Origin of the sequence: Nocardioides humi (genome assembly GCF_006494775.1) — a bacterium.
GTDB lineage: Bacteria > Actinomycetota > Actinomycetes > Propionibacteriales > Nocardioidaceae > Nocardioides > Nocardioides humi.
This window is the reverse complement of sequence record NZ_CP041146.1, coordinates 3,848,406-3,866,518: the sequence shown is the minus strand read 5'-3', so window position 1 is coordinate 3,866,518 and position 18,113 is coordinate 3,848,406. Positions and strand designations below refer to the sequence as shown.

The 18,113-nt window shown below is 72.3% G+C and carries 15 protein-coding genes; 5 read left to right on the top strand and 10 right to left on the bottom strand.

Annotation, left to right across the window (positions count from 1 at the left end):
- Nucleotides 1-30: 30 nt before the first annotated feature.
- Genes FIV44_RS18820 through FIV44_RS18795 form a run of 6 tightly spaced genes read right to left on the bottom strand, consistent with a single transcriptional unit; the run spans nt 31 to nt 5,283 of the window.
- Complete coding sequence (locus FIV44_RS18820) at nt 31-1,131, bottom strand: branched-chain amino acid ABC transporter permease (RefSeq protein ID WP_181410689.1); 1,101 nt, start codon at nt 1,129-1,131, stop codon at nt 31-33.
- Entirely contained in the window at nt 1,124-2,014 is an 891-nt protein-coding gene (locus tag FIV44_RS18815; protein WP_141005785.1) for a branched-chain amino acid ABC transporter permease, read from the bottom strand. Before FIV44_RS18815 ends, FIV44_RS18820 begins: the two co-directional genes overlap by 8 nt.
- Nucleotides 2,014-2,763 carry an ABC transporter ATP-binding protein gene (locus FIV44_RS18810; protein ID WP_141005784.1) on the bottom strand — a complete coding sequence of 250 codons (750 nt, stop codon included), beginning with the start codon at nt 2,761-2,763 and terminating at the stop codon, nt 2,014-2,016. The genes FIV44_RS18815 and FIV44_RS18810 overlap by 1 nt, the downstream gene beginning before the upstream one ends.
- Nucleotides 2,760-3,524 carry an ABC transporter ATP-binding protein gene (locus tag FIV44_RS18805; protein ID WP_219996090.1) on the bottom strand — a complete coding sequence of 255 codons (765 nt, stop codon included), beginning with the start codon at nt 3,522-3,524 and terminating at the stop codon, nt 2,760-2,762. Before FIV44_RS18805 ends, FIV44_RS18810 begins: the two co-directional genes overlap by 4 nt.
- Nucleotides 3,521-4,330 (bottom strand): alpha/beta fold hydrolase, encoded by an 810-nt coding sequence (locus FIV44_RS18800; RefSeq protein ID WP_181410688.1) that lies wholly within the window; start codon nt 4,328-4,330, stop codon nt 3,521-3,523. The genes FIV44_RS18805 and FIV44_RS18800 overlap by 4 nt, the downstream gene beginning before the upstream one ends.
- Entirely contained in the window at nt 4,327-5,283 is a 957-nt protein-coding gene (locus FIV44_RS18795) for a 3-carboxyethylcatechol 2,3-dioxygenase (protein ID WP_141005782.1), read from the bottom strand. The genes FIV44_RS18800 and FIV44_RS18795 overlap by 4 nt, the downstream gene beginning before the upstream one ends.
- Nucleotides 5,284-5,419: 136 nt before the next feature.
- Between FIV44_RS18795 and FIV44_RS18790 the strand changes: the two genes are divergently transcribed.
- From FIV44_RS18790 to FIV44_RS18775, 4 genes are all read left to right on the top strand, one after another.
- A complete protein-coding gene (locus FIV44_RS18790) occupies nt 5,420-6,346 on the top strand; it encodes a LysR substrate-binding domain-containing protein (RefSeq protein ID WP_141005781.1) in 927 nt (308 codons plus the stop codon).
- Nucleotides 6,347-6,416: 70 nt separating this feature from the next.
- Nucleotides 6,417-8,096 carry an FAD-dependent monooxygenase gene (locus FIV44_RS18785; protein WP_141005780.1) on the top strand — a complete coding sequence of 560 codons (1,680 nt, stop codon included), beginning with the start codon at nt 6,417-6,419 and terminating at the stop codon, nt 8,094-8,096.
- Nucleotides 8,093-8,983, top strand: coding sequence for an amidohydrolase family protein (locus tag FIV44_RS18780; protein WP_141005779.1), 891 nt, complete (start codon nt 8,093-8,095; stop codon nt 8,981-8,983). Before FIV44_RS18785 ends, FIV44_RS18780 begins: the two co-directional genes overlap by 4 nt.
- Nucleotides 8,984-9,024: 41 nt before the next feature.
- Entirely contained in the window at nt 9,025-9,333 is a 309-nt protein-coding gene (locus FIV44_RS18775) for a DUF4031 domain-containing protein (RefSeq protein WP_141005778.1), read from the top strand.
- Here FIV44_RS18775 and FIV44_RS18770 read toward each other — a convergent pair.
- Both FIV44_RS18770 and FIV44_RS18765 read right to left on the bottom strand, forming a co-directional pair.
- Nucleotides 9,320-10,135 (bottom strand): crotonase/enoyl-CoA hydratase family protein, encoded by an 816-nt coding sequence (locus FIV44_RS18770; protein ID WP_141005777.1) that lies wholly within the window; start codon nt 10,133-10,135, stop codon nt 9,320-9,322. The genes FIV44_RS18775 and FIV44_RS18770 overlap by 14 nt on opposite strands.
- Nucleotides 10,132-11,187, bottom strand: coding sequence for an LLM class F420-dependent oxidoreductase (locus FIV44_RS18765; protein ID WP_141005776.1), 1,056 nt, complete (start codon nt 11,185-11,187; stop codon nt 10,132-10,134). The genes FIV44_RS18770 and FIV44_RS18765 overlap by 4 nt, the downstream gene beginning before the upstream one ends.
- A 411-nt stretch (nt 11,188-11,598) precedes the next feature.
- Here FIV44_RS18765 and FIV44_RS18760 point away from each other — a divergent pair, with 411 nt between their 5' ends.
- Nucleotides 11,599-14,451, top strand: coding sequence for an FAD-binding and (Fe-S)-binding domain-containing protein (locus tag FIV44_RS18760; protein ID WP_141005775.1), 2,853 nt, complete (start codon nt 11,599-11,601; stop codon nt 14,449-14,451).
- Here the strand turns inward: FIV44_RS18760 and FIV44_RS18755 are convergent.
- On the bottom strand, nt 14,423-15,268 hold the full coding sequence (locus FIV44_RS18755; protein WP_141005774.1) for an SDR family NAD(P)-dependent oxidoreductase: 846 nt from the start codon (nt 15,266-15,268) through the stop codon (nt 14,423-14,425). The two genes, FIV44_RS18760 and FIV44_RS18755, sit on opposite strands and share 29 nt — an antisense overlap.
- Before the next feature lie 260 nt (nt 15,269-15,528).
- On the bottom strand, nt 15,529-18,090 hold the full coding sequence (locus FIV44_RS18750; protein WP_141005773.1) for a LuxR C-terminal-related transcriptional regulator: 2,562 nt from the start codon (nt 18,088-18,090) through the stop codon (nt 15,529-15,531).
- Nucleotides 18,091-18,113: the final 23 nt, after the last annotated feature.

Below are 18,113 nucleotides of genomic sequence, written 5' to 3'. Positions count from 1 at the left end.
CGCCACGGACGATTTCTCATGGTTTTCCTTTCAGTGGTGGCCCGAGGACGGAATGTCGGGCAGCCCCGGACGGGACCGACGACGGCCACGCACACGGCGGAGGAGGTCGACGGCGAGCCCGTCGACTCCGCGTGGCGCGACGAAGAGCGCGATGAGGATCGAGACCGCGAACACTGCCTGTGCCAGCTCGCCGGACGCGACCTCCGACGCGTAGTAGGGAATGAAGACGTAGAAGGCGCCGCCGTACAGGGATCCGCGGATCGACGCGGCACCGCCCACGACCACGGCCACGAGGAGTTCGATGGACTGCAGCAGTCCGAACTGGCTCGGCGTGATGACACCGACCGACGCCGCGGTCAGCCCGCCCGCCAGGGCGCCGAACGCACCCGCCGTGCCGAACGCCATCGCCTTGGTCCGGGCGATGGGCACGCCCGCCGAGGCCGCCGCGACCTCGTGGTCACGGATCGCCACGAGGGACCGTCCGATGCGCGACGACACGATGTTGTGCACGACCAGGCAGGACAGCACCAAGCACGCGCCGGCCGTCCAGAACATCCAGATGATCTGACCCTCGAACCCGACCAGCCCCGTCCACGACGGCGCCCGCCACTGGACACCGAACATGCCGCGGTCACCCTGGGTGATGCCCTCCAGCCGCCGGACGACGCTCGGGAAGGTCACGCCGACCGCCAGGGTCAGCAGGGCGAGATAGAGGCCCTTGAGACGCAGCGCAGGGATGCTGACCGTCGCTCCCACCGCGAAGGCGACGAGCATCGACACCGGGACCGCCACGGGATAGGACCAGCCCGACTCGATCACCAGGACGGCCGACACATAGGCCCCGATCCCGAGGAAGGCCGCGTGCCCGATGGAGATCTGTCCGCAGTAGCCGAACAGCAGGTTCAGGCCCAGGATGGCGATGGCGGCGATGACCGCGCTGAGCATCAGGGCCAGCATCGACCCGCTGACGACATAGGGGACGAAGTAGACGGCCGCGAGCCCGGCGACGACCGCGAGCACGGTGCCCACGGGGACACGGCGCAGGCTGCCTCGGGAATGGGCCTGGTCCTCGCCGCGGACCTCGATGGGTGACATGGCCGTCTCGTTCTCGACGACGCTCCGGTCAGACACGGCGGGCCTCCACGGTTCCGAACAGCCCGGCGGGCCTGAGGACCAGGACGGCGATGATGAGTGCCATCGCCACCGCCTGCTTGAGCTCCTGCTCCACGCCGGGGACATAGGTCGCGATGAGGTCGGCGACCACCGCCACCCCGATCCCCCCGACGACGGCGCCCTTGAGGCTGTTCAGGCCGCCGAGCGTCGCGCCGGCCAGGCCGTAGAGCAGGACGTCGAACATCATGTTGGTCGACAGCGAGCTCGACGGCGCCGTGGTCGCCCCGGCCAGCGAGCCGGCCACACCGGCCAGCCCCCAGGACAGCACCAGCACCGAGCCCACGGACACACCGGCCAGGGCCGCCGATCCCGGATTGGAGGCGACCGCCCGCATCTGGAGACCGATCGAGGTACGGGTGAGCAGGAGCGAGAGCAGGGCCACCGTGAGTGCCAGGACGCCGACATTGCCCAGCGACTCGTAGTACAGACGCACGCCTCCCACGGCGACGAAGTCGTGGACGCCGTCCGGGAACAGGCTGGGGACCGCGTGCGAGTTGGTGTCCCAGACGACGGCGCAGATCGAGTTGACGCCCAGGAACAGCGCGGTCCCGACCAGAACGGTCGTCGACTCCGAGCGCGACGGCGCCCGGCGCACCACGAGGAGGTAGATGCCGGCACAGATCGCGAACCCGCAGACCACGGCGATGACCAGTGCCACCGCCAGGGGCACCGACCGACCGATCAGGAACAGGACGAAGAAGGCCGTGAGGGTGCCGAGCTCGCCCTGGCCGAAGTTGACGCTCTGGCTCGCCCGGTACACCAGCACGAGGCCGATGGCGAGCAGCGCATAGCTGCACCCGATCGTCGCCGAGTTGACGATCGTCTGGACGACGTCGGTCATCAGATCTCCTCCAGGTCGCCGATGTAGGCGCTGACCAGCGCGTCGTCGTCGTGCAGGTCCCGTGGCGTGCCCCGCCACACGATGCGCCCGCCTTCGATCACCAGGGCCAGGTCGGCGACGCCGAGCGCCAGGCCGGCGTTCTGCTCGACGATGAGCATCGCCAGTCCGCTCTCGTCGTGCAGCTGCTCGAAGACCTCGAAGACCTCCTTGCTCATCGCCGGCGACAGACCGAGGCTCGGCTCGTCGCACATCAGGACGCGGGGACGGCCGATGCACGCCCGGGCGATGGCCAGCATCTGCTGCTCTCCGCCGGAGAGCATGCCGGCCGCGACCTTCGACCGCTCGGCCAGTCGGGGGAAACGGTCGAGCCAGCGCTCCATCTCGACGTCCCGCTCCGCCCGCGGCAGCTGCAAAGCGGCGACGGCGAGGTTGTCCCGGACCGACAGGTCGGCGAACGTGCCCCGGCCCTGGGGCACCAGCGCCACTCCCCGCCGGCTGATCTGGTGCGCCGGGAGGCCGCCGAGAGCGTCGCCATCGAGCTCGATCCGCCCCGTGGCCCGGAGCTCGCCCGAGATACACCTCATCAGCGTCGTCTTGCCTGCCCCGTTGGCACCGAGGAGGACGACGACCTGGCCGCGCGGCACCGTGACGTCGATGCCGTGCAGCACCTCACCGTGCCCGTACCCCGCGTGGAGTCCCTGCACGCTGAGGAGAGGCTCCGCGACCGGGGGGTCCGTCGCGGGTCTCATGCCGACTCACCGAGGAAGACCCGGCGCACCGCCGGATCGCTCCGGGTCTCGCGTGCCGTGCCGTCGGCGATGACCCGACCGGCAGCGAGCGCCACCACGTGGTCGCACAGCGACATCACCAGGCGGACGTGATGGTCGACCATCACGATCGTCACTCCGAACTCGTCACGGATGCGCCGCAGCAGCGCTTCCAGCTCGAGAACCTCCGCCTCCCGCAGTCCGTTCGCCGGCTCGTCCAGGAGCAGCACGCGCGGCCGGGAGGCCAGCGCCCGAGCGAGCTCGACGCGCTTCATCGTGCCGAACGGCAGGTCGGCGACGACCGCGCCGCCCATCTGCTCAAGGTCGAGGACCTCGAGCAGATGGTCGGCACGCGCGCCGAGCGCCCGCTCCTCGGCCCGCACGCCCCAGCCGAGTGCTGCTCGGAGCCATCCGGTCCGGGCTCCGGTGTGGGCGCCGATCAGCACGTTCGTACGAACGTCCTGGCTCTCGAAGAGAGCGAGGTTCTGGAAGGTACGACGCAGGCCCAGCGCCGCCAGGTCCTCGGGCCGGCGGCCGCTGATGTCGTGGCCGTCGATCCGCACGGTCCCGCGTTCCGGGTCGACATTGCGGGTGATCGCGTTGAACAGCGTGGTCTTGCCGGCGCCGTTCGGGCCGACGAGACCCGCGATCTCGCCCTCCTCGACGAGGATGCTGACGTCGTCGACCGCCGCCAGACCCCCGAAACGCACGGTGAGGCTCTCCACCGACAGCAGGGCGCTCACGGAGCCGCCTCGTCCAGGAACCGCCGTACGGCCGCGTCGAAGTACTCCCGCGCCTCGACCTGCACCCAGTGGCCGCACCCGGGGATGACGCGCAGCTCGGCGTTCGGGATTCCCCGGACGTTGACCAGCGCGCGCTCGATCGGAAGGAAGACGTCCTCACGCCCCCACAGCAGCAGGGTCGGCGCCTCCACCCGCGGGAGGTCCGGCAGGAGGTCGCCGAAGACCGGCGGAAGCGTCTCGAGCTCGGGATGGGTCCTCAGGCTCGCCTCGTAACGCTCGTCGACGAGCCGGTCGGTCACCAGGCTCTTGTCCACCACCATCGCGTCGATGAACTCGGCCATGTCGTCCCGGGTGGGCTGCTGCTTCTCCATATAGCCCCAGAGGAGCGCCAGTCCCGGGGACCGCCCCGACGCGTCCTGCGGTCGGGCGCCACCCGCGTTGACCACCAGCCGGCGGACCCGATCGGGGTGGTCGGCCGCGATCTTGATGCCGACCGATCCGCCGAAGGAGTTGCCGACGACGTGGAAGCGCTCGACAGCCATCGCCTCGAGCACGGCCACGACATTGCGCGCCGCGAAGGGCACCAACGGCTCGTCGATCGTGACGCGGTCCGAACCGCCGTACCGGGGCAGGTCGAAGACCAGGTGGCGATAGCCGTCGAACGCGGGGAGGTTGCCGCCGAAGTTACTCATCCCCGTCGCGCCCGGGCCGCTTCCGTGCAGCCACACGATCGGCTCCCCCTGCCCGACCTCCGTCACCTGCAGTGACAGGTCCTGGCCTCGGACGAGATGCGTCGTGCTGTTCATCGGGTCACCTTCTGCTCGTCGACGACCGCGGTCATGATGGCGAAGCCCGCGATCCATTCGGGGATGGGTCGGTAGTAGGTCGAGGTGACGCGATAGGCGCCCGCCGTGCCGAGTGCGGCGAAGGCCGCGATCCATGTCCGCACCTCGTGCGCCGCGTTTCCCGCCTCGGCGGCGAAGTCCTCCGGGGACCAGGAGTCGAACTCCGAGAGCCTGCCTCGGGCGAGCGTCTCCATCACCTCAGCGTCCCATTCGGGCGCGAGCGGGGCCCGGTCGGATGTGCCGGCCGCCAGCTCCTGGGCCGTCGCGACCACACGCGCCACGCGCGTCGCGACCGTATCCTCGTCGGGGTTCCTGCCGGCGATAAGCCGCTCGGCCACCTCCGGGCTCGCGCCCTCCAGCGCGGGGATGGGCGGATCGTGGGACAGGCCCCCCGACCCGATCAACAGCACCCGGCGACCCGACACCGACACCGCTCGGCCCACCGCCTCCCCGAGCAGGCGGATCCGCTCGGTCGGGCCCAGTGGCGGCGCCGCACAGTTGACGAAGACCGGGACGACCGGGACGGCGTCGATGGATCCGAACAGGAACTCCAGCGGCTGCGCGATCCCGTGGTCGACCTGCATCCGCTCGGACACGGCCAGGTCGAGGCCGGCGGCGAGCGCCTGGCGGTGGATCGTGCGCGCAGCCTCGGTGTCGACCGCGAGCGGGCCTGCCGACGTCCTCCAGTCCCCGATCGACTCCGCACCGGCGCCGACGCAGAAGGGAGGCAGCATGTCGTAGAAGACGCCGTTGAAGTGGTCCGGCCCGAAGATGACCGCCAGGTCGGGCGAGAAGGCACGAACATGCTCCCGTGCTCGGGCGAGCGCACCGTCGACCTCCGCCACCACGTCCGGTGCGGGCTGGTTCACGCCGATCAGCGGGGAATGCGACAGCGTGCACAGCGCAAGCGTCATCGTGCGCGTCCTTTCGATCGTGCCCCGTGAGGTGCTGGGACGTCCCAGACGCTACGTGTGACCGCCGCCATGGGTCCAAGCGATAGTTTGACCTCATCCGATAGCCAGGTGACTATTCGTTCCAGGAGGCTGGACCATGGCGATCGACCACCGCATGTCGTTGCAGAAGCTGGAGGTCTTCTGCGCTGTCGTCGAGCTGGGCGGCGTCCATCGCGCGGCCGACCACCTGTTCGTCTCGCAGCCGGTCGTCTCCGCGCACCTGAAGTCGCTGCAGCAGCGTCTCGACACCAAGCTCTTCGCCAGGGAGGGGCGGCGCATGGTGCTGACGGAGTCCGGCCAGGCCGTGTACGTGTGGGCACAGGAGGTGCTGAGCAGGCGAACGTCGTTGGCACGAGAGCTCGAGGACATCGCCGCAGGCACCTCCGGACGCGCGGTGGTGGCGGCGAGCATGTCGTTGGGCAACTACTACCTGCCGCCGGTCCTCGTCGACTTCCAGCGGGAGCACCCGGACGCCCACCTGACCCTGCTGGTCTCCGACCCCGAGACCGCCCTGCGGCGGACCGAGGCGGGAGAGGCGGACTTCTGCGTGGTCATGACGGATGTCGCGATCGATCCGGAGCTCTTCGAGCTCACCTCGACCGGCGAGGACGACCTCGTCCTCATCGTCCGGGCCCGGGATGCGCTGCCGGACGAGATCGAGGCCGAGACGGTCTCCACCCTCCCCTGCATCGTCCCGCCGAGCAGTCTCGCCGTCCGACGCCTCCAGGACGCCGCGCTCAGCTCGATCGGCGTGCACTCACGGCCCATGGTGATGGAGCTGGGCTCGGTCGACGCGATCAAGCAGGCGGTCGCCGCAGGCATCGGATGCGCCTTCCTCTCCCGGCGCGCGGTCGCCGACGAGCTGACGCGCGGCGTGCTGCGCGAGGTGCACATCCGCGGTGTCGAGCTGACCCAGCCGATCCTCCTCGTCCGCCGGCGCAACCGTCATCTGACGCGGCTCCAGCAGCGGCTGATGGCGGCCGTCGGCGACCGGATCCCGCACGCACGAACCGGCAGGTCATAGGCATTTGACTATCATTTGCGACCGATCTATCGCTTAGACGCGGAGATGTCGGAAAACTACGGTCGGCCCCATGACGACCCCCCTCGACGCGCCGTTCATCATCGTCGGATCCGGGCCGGTGGGCATGACCTTGGCACTCGACCTCGGATCGCGAGGAATACCGGTCCTCCTCCTGGAGCAGAGCCTCGACACGACGACGAATCCACGGTGCAACACCACCAACGCCCGCTCCATGGAGTACTTCCGCCGCCTGGGGCTGGCCAGGAGGATCCGCCGCGCCGGCCTCCCCCACGACCATCCGACGGACATCGTCTACACGACGAACCTCAGCGGGTACGAGCTCGCACGCTTCCCCTTCGCGTCGACGAACGAGGTGTTCGACCGGACGGCCGCCGAGATCGACGAATGGCCCACGCCGGAGCTCCAGCACCGCGTCTCGCAGATCTTCCTCGAGCCGATCCTGGCCGACGAGCTCGACCGCTACGAGAGCGTCACGGTACGCCGCGGCACGCGCGTGGAGTCGGTGGAGCAGCACCGGGACCACGTGGTCGTCCACACCACCGACCTGCAGTCGGGGCGGGCCCGGTCCTTCACCGCCGGACATGTCGTCGGCTGCGACGGCGGCTCGAGCGCGGTACGACGCTCGATCGGCGTCCAGCTCCACGGGGACTCCCGTGTCGGCGAGCGGCGGCTGTCGGTGTACTTCCGGTCCGACGAGGTGCCCCTGCCCGGCCGGCCGGGCTGGTGGTACTGGTGGCACGGAGCCCGTTACCACGGCGCCTTCATCCAGCTGGACGGAAAGTCCCTGTACCTGTGCCACGCCCGTGTTCCCGAGGGTGAGGACCTGGACACCGCCGACCCCGATGTCGCGCTGCGCGAGGCCCTCGGCAAGGACATCGCCCACGAGAAGATCGACGTCGTCCGGTGGACCCCCCGGCGGCTCGTCGCCGACCGCTTCCGTGTCGGGCGAGTGCTGCTGGCGGGCGACGCAGCGCACGTCTGGCTGCCCATGGGCGGGTTCGGGATGAACACCGGGATCGGCGACGCGATGGGACTCGGATGGCGGCTCTCCGCCATCCACCGGGGCTGGGCCACGGACCATGTCCTCGACGACTTCGAGCAGGAACGGCGCGCGGTGGGCGAGGCGACCTCGAGGGCCGCCCAGCAGATCGGTGACGACATCGAGAACCTCGCGTCGGATCCCCGTCTGCACGAGGACTCACCGCAGGGACGGGAGATCCGGGCCAAGGTCGGCCAGCTGCTGGTCGAGGTGGACCGCAAGCAGTGGTACAGCCAGGGCGTCCAGTTCGGCGCACGCTACGTCGGATCCGCCGGGACGGCCGCGCCGACCGACGCGCCCTCGGAGGAGGCCATCGGACGCATCGACCAGTACCAGCCGTCGTCGGAGCCCGGGGCTCGACTGCCCCACCACTGGATCGTCGAGGGCGAGGAGGCGGTGTTCGACCTGCTCGGACAGGGCTTCAGCATCCTGCGCATCGGCGACGCGCCCGACGTGGGTCCCCTGACGGATGCCGCACGGGCCTGCGGTGTCCCGGTGACGGTCGTCGATCTCCCCGCCTCGGCGAGTGCCACGTACGACCGTCACCTCCTGCTGGTCCGGCCCGACATGTACATCGCCTGGTCCGGCGACGAGCTGCCGGACGACCCGCGGGCACTGCTCGACGGGCTGCGCGGCTACGGTCGCGACGACACCCCCTTGTTCGGTTCCCGATCGGAGGCCATCGCATGACCGACTCCACCCCGACCTTTCCCAGCCACCGGCGTGAGGTCTCCCGACCGGCCGTCGAGGTTCCGCACGGCGCCTGGGACACGGCGGCCCACGTGTACGGGGACCCGGCCCGCTTTCCCTTCGCATCCGGGCCCAAGCCGTTCCTGCCGGACCCGGACTCGACCATGGCAGAGCTGATGCGGATCCACGCGACCCTCGGGATCGAGCGCGGCGTACTGGTGCAGGCGACCAGCTACGGCGCGGACCACGGCCTCCTGCGCGAGGCCCTCGCCCTGGGCGAGGGCCGCTACGTCGGCGTCGCCGTCCTCTCCGACGACGTCAGCGACGACACGGCTCGCGAGCTGACCGCCGCGGGGGTCGTGGGCTGCAGGATCAACCTGCCCGGCTGGCTCAACACGCCCCCGACCGACGAGCAGGTCCTGCGGCGGATCGAGCGCATCCGCGTCCTGGGGTGGAACGTGGCCCTGCACGTCGACGCCACGGTCCTCGTCGAGCGTGCCGCGCTGCTCCGCTCGATCGACGACGTCGACGTCTGCATCGACCACCTCGGGCACTTCAGCGCGTCCATCGAGGAGGACCACCCGGCCTGGGACGTGTTGGACGATCTCCTGTCGAAGGAGAACTGGTGGATCCGGCTGTCGAACGCCGACCGCGGCTCGGACGAGAGCACGGCCTATCTGGACATGGTACCGATCATCCGTCGCTTCGCCGAGATGGCACCCGGCCGGTCCGTGTGGGGCACCGACTGGCCACACGTCTTCTACAAGAAGGACCGGATGGTCGACGACGGAACGCTGCTGGACCTTCTCGCCGAGGCGCTCGACCCGGCCACCTTCCACGACGTCCTCGTCGAGGCTCCGCGGCGCCTGTACCGCTCTGCCACGTGATCTGTCGCCGCACCCGCTCGGCGGTGCGCCATGCTGTCCCCGTGACCGTGTACGTCGACGACATGCAGCTGGAGGCCGTGGTCGGCCCGGTCGACGGCGTCTGGTCGCACCTGCTCTCCGATCTGCCCGGCGAGGCCGGGCGCCGCGAGCTGCTGGACTTCGCGGCGCGGCTCGGCATCGAGGCCCGCTGGATCCAGAACGCCGGTACGGCGACCGAGCACTTCGACGTCACCGAGCCGACCCGGCAGCGCGCGCTCGCGCTCGGCGCCGTACCGATCCGCTACGGCCGGGCGGTCGCGGCGATCACCCGCGCCAAGCGGGCCTCCCGACCCGGCGCTAGCGGCCGGTGAACTCCGGCGGGCGTCGCTCGAGGAACGCCAGCATCGCCTCGTCGAGGTCGTCGCTGAGCAGGAAGGCCGAGTTCCACACGGCGGTGTAGCGCAGCCCGGCCTCGACGCGAGGGCCGCGCTCGGCGTCGAGGACGTCCTTGATGCCGCGCAGCACCAGCGGGGAGTTGGCGGCCATCCGGGCGGCGAGCTCGGCCGCGGCGGCGCGCGCCTCCTCGGCGGTGGGGTGGACGTGGTTGACCAGGCCGATCTGCGCGGCGCGGGCGGCGTCGACGTCGTCGCCGGTGAGGGCGAGCTCGCGGAGGTGGCCGTCGCCGATGACGCCGACGAGGCGCTGGAGGCTGCCGAGGTCGGCGACGATCCCGACCTTGGCCTCGCGGACGCTGAAGACCGCGTCGGCGGAGGCGATCCGGACGTCGCAGGCGACCGCGAGGTCGACGCCGCCGCCGATGCACCAGCCGGTGACGGCGGCGACCGTGGGCTTGCGGAGGCTCGCGACGACGTCGAGGGCGGCCTGCCAGCGCCGGATCAGCGCCAGCAGCTCCTGGCGGGCGCCGGCGTGGGTGGCGGCCCGCAGCGGGGCGAAGGTCTGCGCGGCGGCGGCCAGGTCGAGTCCGTAGGAGAAGTGCTTGCCCGCGCCGGCGAGCACGACCGCCCGGACGGCGTCGTCGGCGTCGAGCTCGGCGAAGGTCTGCGCCAGCTCGGCGAAGAACGCCTCGTCCATCACCGCCTTGCCACCGGGACCGGCCAAGCCGACCGTGGCGACGGCGCCGTCGCGGCCGACGGTGAACCGTCGCTCCGTCATGCCGTGACCTCCGCGACGATCTCGGAGAGCCGGCGTACCTGCGCGACCTTCTCCTCGTCGGTCGCGGCCAGCGGGTTGAGCAGGAAGGTGCGCACGCCGGCGGCGTGGAACTCACCGACCTGGCGGCGGATCGCGTCCTCGTCGCCGAGCAGCGTGACGGCGTCGACCAGCTCCTGCGGTACGGCGGCAGCCGCCTCCGCCTTCGCTCCCGAGAGGTAGAGGTCCTGGATCTCCTCGGCCTCGGCCTCGTAGCCGTAGCGGCAGGCCAGCTGGTTGTAGAAGTTCTTGTCGCGCGCGCCCATCCCGCCGACGTACAGGGCGAGCTGGTTGCGGATCGCCTGCAGCGCCTCGGGCGAGGGCTCGCCGAGGTGGTAGGCGATCTGGAGCTGGATGTCGAGCTCGCCGAGCGACGCGTCGCGCTTCGCGAACCCCTCCTCCAGCGAGGGTCCCCACGCGAGGTCGACCTTGCCGGGGTGGAAGAACAGGGGCTGCCAGCCGTTGGCGAGCTCGGCCACGAGCGCGACGTTCTTCGGGCCCAGCGCGGCGACCGAGATCGGGATGTCGCTGCGCACCGGGTGGTTGATGAGCTTGAGCGGCTTGCCGAGGCCGGAGCCGCCCTTCTCCTTCGTGAGCGGTACGTCGTAGTACCTGCCCTCGAACTCGACCGGCTGCCGCTTCCACACCTGGCGGCAGATCTCGATCACCTCGCGGGTGCGGCCCAGCGGGGCGTCGTACCTCACGCCGTGGAAGCCCTCGATGACCTGGGGGCCGCTGGCGCCGAGGCCGAGCGTGAACCGGCCGTCGGAGACGAAGTCCAGGCCCGCGGCGGTCATCGCGGTCAGCGACGGGGTGCGCGTGTAGATCTGGAAGATCGCCGACATCAGCTCGAGCCGCTCGGTCTTCGCGGCGATGTAGCCCAGCTGGCTGACCGCGTCGAAGGAGTACGCCTCCGGCATCGCGATCAGGTCGAGGCCGTTGCGCTCGTACTCCTGGAGCAGCTCCACGGTCTCGGCGAAGCCGCCGGAGTAGTCGATGATCATGCCGAGCCGCATGGCGCCCCCTGGGTCGTGGTACTGGTTGTCGTGACGTCTCAGGAGCCTAGGCTCAGGAGAACGGGTCGACGACCTCGACCCCGGCCGCGACGACGCCGTGGCCGAGCTCCGCAACGGTCTGTCGTCAGGTGGAGCCTCCAGACCGCTTGTCGCGCGGTCACTCGAGGCGGATCGGTTCGGACGCCGTCCGGTCGCGCTCAAGCTCGAGGTCAGAACCGGTTGATCCGGCGTTGACCTCGCGCCCGACGTCCGCGAGGAGACTGCCCAGGCGCACCCGGGCGGCAGGCTCACCATCAGTCGTGCGCGGACACCTCCCTGCCTCTCGCCGAATCGTTGCCAGGTCACGATCGTCGCATCCGGGCGTGTCCAGCCCCACCCGTGCCGCCTCGGCTCCCCGTCGCGCCCGATAGATTGCGTCCCGTGTCCGGCCTCGCCCTCGAGATCCAGCGGCACGGGGCCGGCGACGTCAGCGACGACGCGGCCGTCCTCGCCGCCTACTCCTCCGACGCTTCGCTCTACCGCGTGCCGCCGGCGGCCGTGGTGTTCCCGCGCTCGGTCGACGAGGTGGCCGCGACCCTGGGCGCGGCGCGCGAGCTGGGGCTGAGCGTCACCGCGCGGGGAGCGGGTACGTCGGTGGCGGGGAACGCGATCGGGCGGGGCGTGATCGTCGACTTCAGCCGGCACATGGACCGGGTCCTGTCGGTGGATCCCGAGGCCGAGAGCGCGGTGGTGCAGCCGGGCGTGGTCCAGGCGGTACTGCAGCAGGCGGCGGCGCCGTACGGGCTCAGGTTCGGGCCGGACCCCTCCACCAGCACGCGCTGCACCATCGGCGGGATGATCGGCAACGACGCGTGCGGGGCGCGGTCGCTGGCGTACGGCCGGACCTCGCACAACGTGCGGGGCGTGCGGGCGCTGCTGGCCGACGGCTCGCCGCTGACGACGGGCTACGGCGCCGACGGCAGGCCGGTAGCCGAGGCTCCGGGGTCCGACCTGCTCGACCGGCTGCGGGCCGTGGTCGCGGGCGACCTGGCGACGGCGCGCACCGAGTTCGGCACCTTCGGCCGCCACGTCTCGGGCATGGCGCTGGAGCACCTCGTGCCCGAGCGCGGCTTCGACCTGACCCGCACGCTGGTCGGCTCCGAGGGCACGCTCGCCGTGCTCACCGAGGCGACAGTCCGGCTGGTCCGCGCGCCGGAGGTCGCGGTGATGGTCGTGCTCGGCTTCCCCGACTTCCCGACCGCCGGGTTCGCGACGCCGGAGGTGCTCGCCTTCGAGCCCTCGGCGTGCGAGGGCCTGGACCGCCGCATCGTCGACGTGATCCGGGAGCGGCGCGGGCCCTCGGCGGTGCCGGACCTGCCGGCGGGGGACGCCTGGATGTTCGTCGAGCTGTCGGGCGCCGACCCCGACGACGTACGACGCCGGGCGGAGCTGCTGGCCGGAGCCGGGCTCGGGGTCTCGGCGCTGGTGGTCGACGACCCGGGCACCGCCGACCGGCTCTGGAAGATCCGGGCCGACGGGGCCGGGCTCGCGGGGCGCGCGCCGTCGGGGAGGCCGGCGTGGGCGGGCTGGGAGGACGCCGCCGTACCGCCGGACCGGCTGGGCACCTATCTCACCTCCTTCGAGGAGCTGCTCGCCGCGCACGAGCTGACCGCGATGCCGTTCGGGCACTTCGGCGAGGGCTGCCTGCACGTGCGGATGGACTTCCCGTTCGACCGGCCCGACGGGCCGGAGGCGTTCCGGGCGTTCCTCACCGACGCCGCCGACCTGGTGACCTCGCTCGGCGGCTCGCTCTCCGGCGAGCACGGCGACGGCCGGGCGCGCAGCGACCTGCTGCCGCGGATGTACTCCCCCGCAGCGCTCTCGCTCATGGCCGCGGTCAAGGACGTCTTCGACCCGGCCGGCCTGCTCAACCCCGGCATCCTGGTCGAGCCCGCGTCCAGCACGGCCGACCTGCGCTACTCCTCGACGGCCCGGCTGACCAAGGGTCTCGCGCTCGCCTACTCCTCCGACGGCGGCGACTTCGGCCAGGCCGTGCACCGCTGCACCGGGGTGGGCAAGTGCCGCGCCGACAACAGCGGCTCGGGCGGCGTGATGTGCCCGTCGTACCAGGCGACGAAGGAGGAGATCCACTCCACCCGCGGTCGCGCGCGGCTGCTGCAGGAGATCGTCAACGGCACGAGTACGACGACCTGGAGCTCGCCCGAGGTGCACGAGGCGCTCGACCTGTGCCTGTCCTGCAAGGGCTGCGCGTCGGACTGCCCGACCGGCACCGACATGGCGTCGTACAAGGCCGAGGTGCTGCACCAGACCTACCGGCGCAAGCTGCGGCCGCGCTCGCACTACTCCGTCGGCTGGCTGCCCCGGTGGGCGCGGCTCGGCTCCGCGATGCCCGGCTTCGCGAACCGCACCATGGACGTCGGCCCCCTGCGGAAGATGGCGCTGAAGGCGGCGGGCGTCGACACGCGGCGCCGGATGCCGGCGTTCGCGCGGCGGACCTTCCGGCGGTCCTTCACGGGAGCGGTGGGGACGGGCACCCCGGTCGTGCTCTTCGTCGACTCGTTCACCAACCACTTCGCACCCCAGGTCGCCGACGCGGCGGTGGCGGTGCTGCGGTCGGCCGGGTACGACCCGCGGATCACCCGGCAGCAGGAGTGCTGCGGCCTGCCGTGGATCAGCACCGGCCAGCTCGACGGCGCCGCCCGCCGGCTGCGCGGGATGGTCGACGCGCTGGCCGGGGACGCCCGGGCGGGTGTCCCGATCGTCGGGGTCGAGCCGTCGTGCACCGCCGTGCTGCGCCACGAGCTGCGCGAGCTGGTTCCCGGGCCGGACGCCGCCGCCGTGGCCGAGGCGACGACGACGCTGGCCGAGCTGCTCTCCCGCACCCCGGGCTGGACGCCGCCCTCGCTGGCCGGGGTGCGCGTCGTCGCGCAGCCGCACTGCCACCACCACGCCGTGATGGGGTGGCGCACCGACCAGGCGCTGCTGGAGCAGGCCGGCGCGACGGTCGAGGCGCTGGCCGGCTGCTGCGGCATGGCCGGCAACTTCGGCGTGGAGCAGGGGCACTACGAGGTGTCGCTCGCCGTCGCGGAGCAGAACCTGCTCCCCGCCGTACGCGCCTCCGCCGGCGACGACAGCCGGGTGGTCCTCGCCGACGGCTTCTCCTGCCGCACCCAGCTCGACGAGCTCGCCCCCGACGCCCGGCCGCTGCACCTGGCCGAGCTGCTCGCCCGGGCTGTCAGCGTGCAGCCAGCCACTCCTCGGTGACCGCGGCCAGGGTGGCGCGGGCCTGAAGGTCCTCGGCAGCGGCCGAAGGGGCCGCGCGGCGGCCCTTGTGGTAGTAGCCCGACTCCGCGTCCGGATCGGTGGCGAGTCGGACCAGGTGCGTGGCCGAGGCGGCGGGCGACATGAGCATCCGTCGCTCCAGCGGGCGGCCCAGGTTGCGGAGCCGGCGCAGCAGCGGCCGGGTCTCCAGGCCACGGTTCGCGATATTGGTCGACACCGCACCGGGATGCACCGAGAGCGCACGCAGCCCGCGGTCGCCGTACCGCTGGGCGAGGAGAGCGGCATGATGGACCAGACCCAGCTTCGAGGTCCCGTAGGACGCCCAGGAGTCGTAGCGCACCGGCTGGCCGAGGAGCTGGTCGGTGGTGCCGCGCTCGTGCAGCTGCGAGACGACGTGGAGGACGCAGGGGGCCGGCGACCTTAGCAGCGCAGGGAGCAGGGCGGCGGTGAGCTGGACTGTGCCGAGGTAGTTGGTGCGCCAGTGGATCTCGTGGCCGTCGACGAGCTGCGGGGTCCTCCAGCGGGAGCCGAGGTCGAGGTGGACGCCGGCGCTGTTGACCAGCAGGTCGAAGCAGTCCGACCGCTCGGCGTACCACTGGGCGAACGCGGCGACCGAGGACCGGTCGGCCAGATCGAGCGGATGCCAGGCATGGCTCTCGGGGCGCTCCGTGCGGGTGGTGACGACGACATCCCATCGGTCGGCGACGAGCGCGTCGGCGACGGCCCGGCCGATCGAGCCCGGCCCGGCGCCGGTCACGATGGCGCGACGCTGGGCACGGGGAGCGGGCGGGGCGGTCACGGGCTCACCATAGAACGTGTTCTAGTCCGGCGCGCGGCGCGGGACCCGCGTCCCGGGAAAACCACGACGCGGCCCGGGAGATGGGCCCGGGCCGCGCACTGGGGGGATGGGCCCCCTCCGGAGGCCCGAGACGATTCTGCTGGCGCCACCGCGTCGGAGACCAGCCGCAGAGGGGTCTTCTCACCCGGCAGTTCACCCGGTCGGATCGTCACCGAGGAGGCCGAGCCGGAGGCCCCGTTCGAGGGCGGCCTCGCGGGAGCTCACCCCCACTTGCGGTAGATGCTGCGCATGTGCGACTTCACCGTCTCCGGGGAGAGGTGGAGGGCCGCGGCGAGGTCGCTGCGGCGCGGGTGGTCGATCGACGCGCGGAGCACCGTCACCTCCTGCGCGGTCAGCGGGACCACCTCGACGCCGGGGTCGATGGTGCCGACCACGTCGACGTCGAGGTACGCCGACGCCGCGGTGCGGCCGGTGTGCCGGGCGAGGTCCCGCAGCGCCTCGAGGTCCTTGCCCGGGACGTGCAGCAGGTGGGTCCGGGCGCCGTGCTCGGCGTACAGGGATGCGGCGCGGTCGAGCAGCGCCCCCGCCGCGTCCGGGTGCCCGGCCCGCAGCGCCGCCGCGGCACCGAGGGTCAGCAGGCTGGCGCGGGAGCGGATGCTGTGGCCCGGCACCGCCTCGAGACGGGGGACGACGTGGAGCGCGCCGGCCGCGTCGCCGGCGGTCAGCCGGCTCAGCACCTGGGCGGGCGCGAGCTGGCCGGGCCAGCGGGTCGGCCGGCGCAGCAGCTGGGCGGCCTCGCGGGTGCGCCCCTGGGAGAGCCAGGCGATGGCGAGCAGGCCGTGCAGGGCGGCGGTGCCGAAGTTCTCCCCCGTGCCGGGCGGTGGCGGTGAGGCCTGCAGGGCGTCGGCGATCCGCTGGCTCTCCGGCGCGGGCTCGCCGAGGCCGAGGTGGGCCTGGAGCAGCGTCCAGGTGAGGAACGGCCAGAACTCGGCAGTGTGGACGAAGGACTCGCAGCCGTCGTACTCCGCGAGGGCGCCGGCGAAGTCGAAGGCGTCGAGCCGCAGCATGGCGTTGCCGATCCGGCCGAGCGCGTTGACGTAGGTGTAGGCGTGGTCGCGGGGCCAGGCGGCGGGGTCGATGAGCTGCGCGGTGTAGGCGGCCTCGCGCCCCCAGCCGCTGATCGCCGACAGGCCGAGGCCGTAGACGAGCGTGTAGTTGCGCGCCCAGGGCCGGGTCGCGGTCGTGATCGCCCGGATCACGACGGCGTGCGCGTCCTCCAGCTCGCCGGCCTGGAAGAGCGAGTAGCCCAGCTGGCGCAGGCCCATCGCCCGCAGCTCGAGCAGCCGGTCGTCGTCGCCGATGTCGATGTCGTCGTAGAAGTCGAGCGCCGAGCGGCCCGCGGCGGCGGCCTCGACGTACCGGCCGATGAACCGCAGGCTCGCCGACTTGGCGACGCGCTGGAAGAAGGACGAGCCGCGGTCGAGGCCGCGCCAGTCCTCGCCGGTCTGCTCCGCGGCGCGCAGGAAGTACTCCGCGGACGCGCCGCGGGTGGCCGGGTTGCTGAGCAGCGCCAGGCCCCGGGCGAACGCCAGGGCCGGCTGCCGCATCAGCACGGTCCGCGGGATCCGGGCGAGCTGCCGGTCGAGGTGGTCGGTCGTGTAGCTCTCCGGCGAGCTCAGCAGCACGCTGCGGAAGATCCGGCTGGCCAGCTCGTAGCGTCCGGCGTCGACGGCCAGCTCGAGCGCCTGCTCGTGCTCGTCGTGGTCGTGCAGCCAGGTCGCGGCGGTGCCGGCGCTGCGGCGGTACCGGTCGGAGTCGTGGGCCCGCAGGTCGCCCCGGACGGCCTCCCGCAGCGAGTCGACGTACTGGAAGACGGGACGGTCGGCGAGATAGGGGACCCAGCGCCCGAAGCCGTTCCACTCCAGCCGGTCCACGACCGGGCCGGCGTCCTCGAGACCGGTGAGGGCCTGGGCGAGCTCGAGGTCGAAGTACGGCGCGGCGGCGGTGTCGCGCACGAACTCGGAGAGCGCCGCGTCGTGCATCTGCGAGCTCAGGTCCTGCGCGACGATCGCCCGCCACTCGGCGGAGTCGCGGGCCGGCAGCCGCGACCGCCCCCGCAGCGCCAGGCTGGCCGCCCGGATGGCCAGCGGGTAGCCGCGGGTGTCGCGGTGGACGTCGGCCGCGGCGGCGCCCAGGTCGTCGGGCAGGTGCTCGGCGAACAGCAGCGCGGTCTCCTCGGGGGTGAAGCCGAGGTCCTGCTCCCCGATCAGGCGGACGGCGTCGCGCACCTGGTGCACCGGGTCCGCCAGCGTCGTCGCGGCCCTCGTGGTGACGACGACCCGCAGGTTGGGCAGCTCCGCGGTCAGCCGCAGGATGTCGCGGTCCACCTGGTCGGTGGCGCCGCGCGCGTGCTCGTAGGCGTCGACGACGAGCACCACCGGCGCCCGGCCGGCCAGCAGGTCGCGCAGCACCGGGACCGGGTCGTCGAGCGCGTCGACGTCGTCGGCGACCACGCCCGCCCGCTCCGGTGAGAGGTGCCCGAGCCGGCAGCCGGCGGCGACGACGGTGGTCCAGAAGGCGCGGTCGGACTCGACCTCCGCGCTCAGCGCGACCCAGACCAGCCGCTCCTCCGGAGGTCGCGGGCCGGCGGCCCACTGCCGGACCAGGGTCGTCTTGCCGTAGCCGGACGGCGCCTGCAGCACCGTGACCGGTGCCGGGTCGACCTCGAGCAGGTCGAGCAGGCGGGGTCGCACGATCGCACCGGCGCGCATGTCAGCACGGCCGCTCTGGGGGACGGAGCCGCTCAGGGGGACGGGCGCCATGACCGCATCGTGCCGTACCCGGC

Coding starts and splice junctions, on each gene's coding strand:
- FIV44_RS18815 (WP_141005785.1), bottom strand. CDS start 2,014: ATGACCGACGTCGTCCAGACGATCGTCAACTCGGCGACGATCGGGTGC.
- FIV44_RS18810 (WP_141005784.1), bottom strand. CDS start 2,763: ATGAGACCCGCGACGGACCCCCCGGTCGCGGAGCCTCTCCTCAGCGTG.
- FIV44_RS18800 (WP_181410688.1), bottom strand. CDS start 4,330: ATGAACAGCACGACGCATCTCGTCCGAGGCCAGGACCTGTCACTGCAG.
- FIV44_RS18795 (WP_141005782.1), bottom strand. CDS start 5,283: ATGACGCTTGCGCTGTGCACGCTGTCGCATTCCCCGCTGATCGGCGTG.
- FIV44_RS18790 (WP_141005781.1), top strand. CDS start 5,420: ATGGCGATCGACCACCGCATGTCGTTGCAGAAGCTGGAGGTCTTCTGC.
- FIV44_RS18785 (WP_141005780.1), top strand. CDS start 6,417: ATGACGACCCCCCTCGACGCGCCGTTCATCATCGTCGGATCCGGGCCG.
- FIV44_RS18780 (WP_141005779.1), top strand. CDS start 8,093: ATGACCGACTCCACCCCGACCTTTCCCAGCCACCGGCGTGAGGTCTCC.
- FIV44_RS18770 (WP_141005777.1), bottom strand. CDS start 10,135: ATGACGGAGCGACGGTTCACCGTCGGCCGCGACGGCGCCGTCGCCACG.
- FIV44_RS18765 (WP_141005776.1), bottom strand. CDS start 11,187: ATGCGGCTCGGCATGATCATCGACTACTCCGGCGGCTTCGCCGAGACC.
- FIV44_RS18750 (WP_141005773.1), bottom strand. CDS start 18,090: ATGGCGCCCGTCCCCCTGAGCGGCTCCGTCCCCCAGAGCGGCCGTGCT.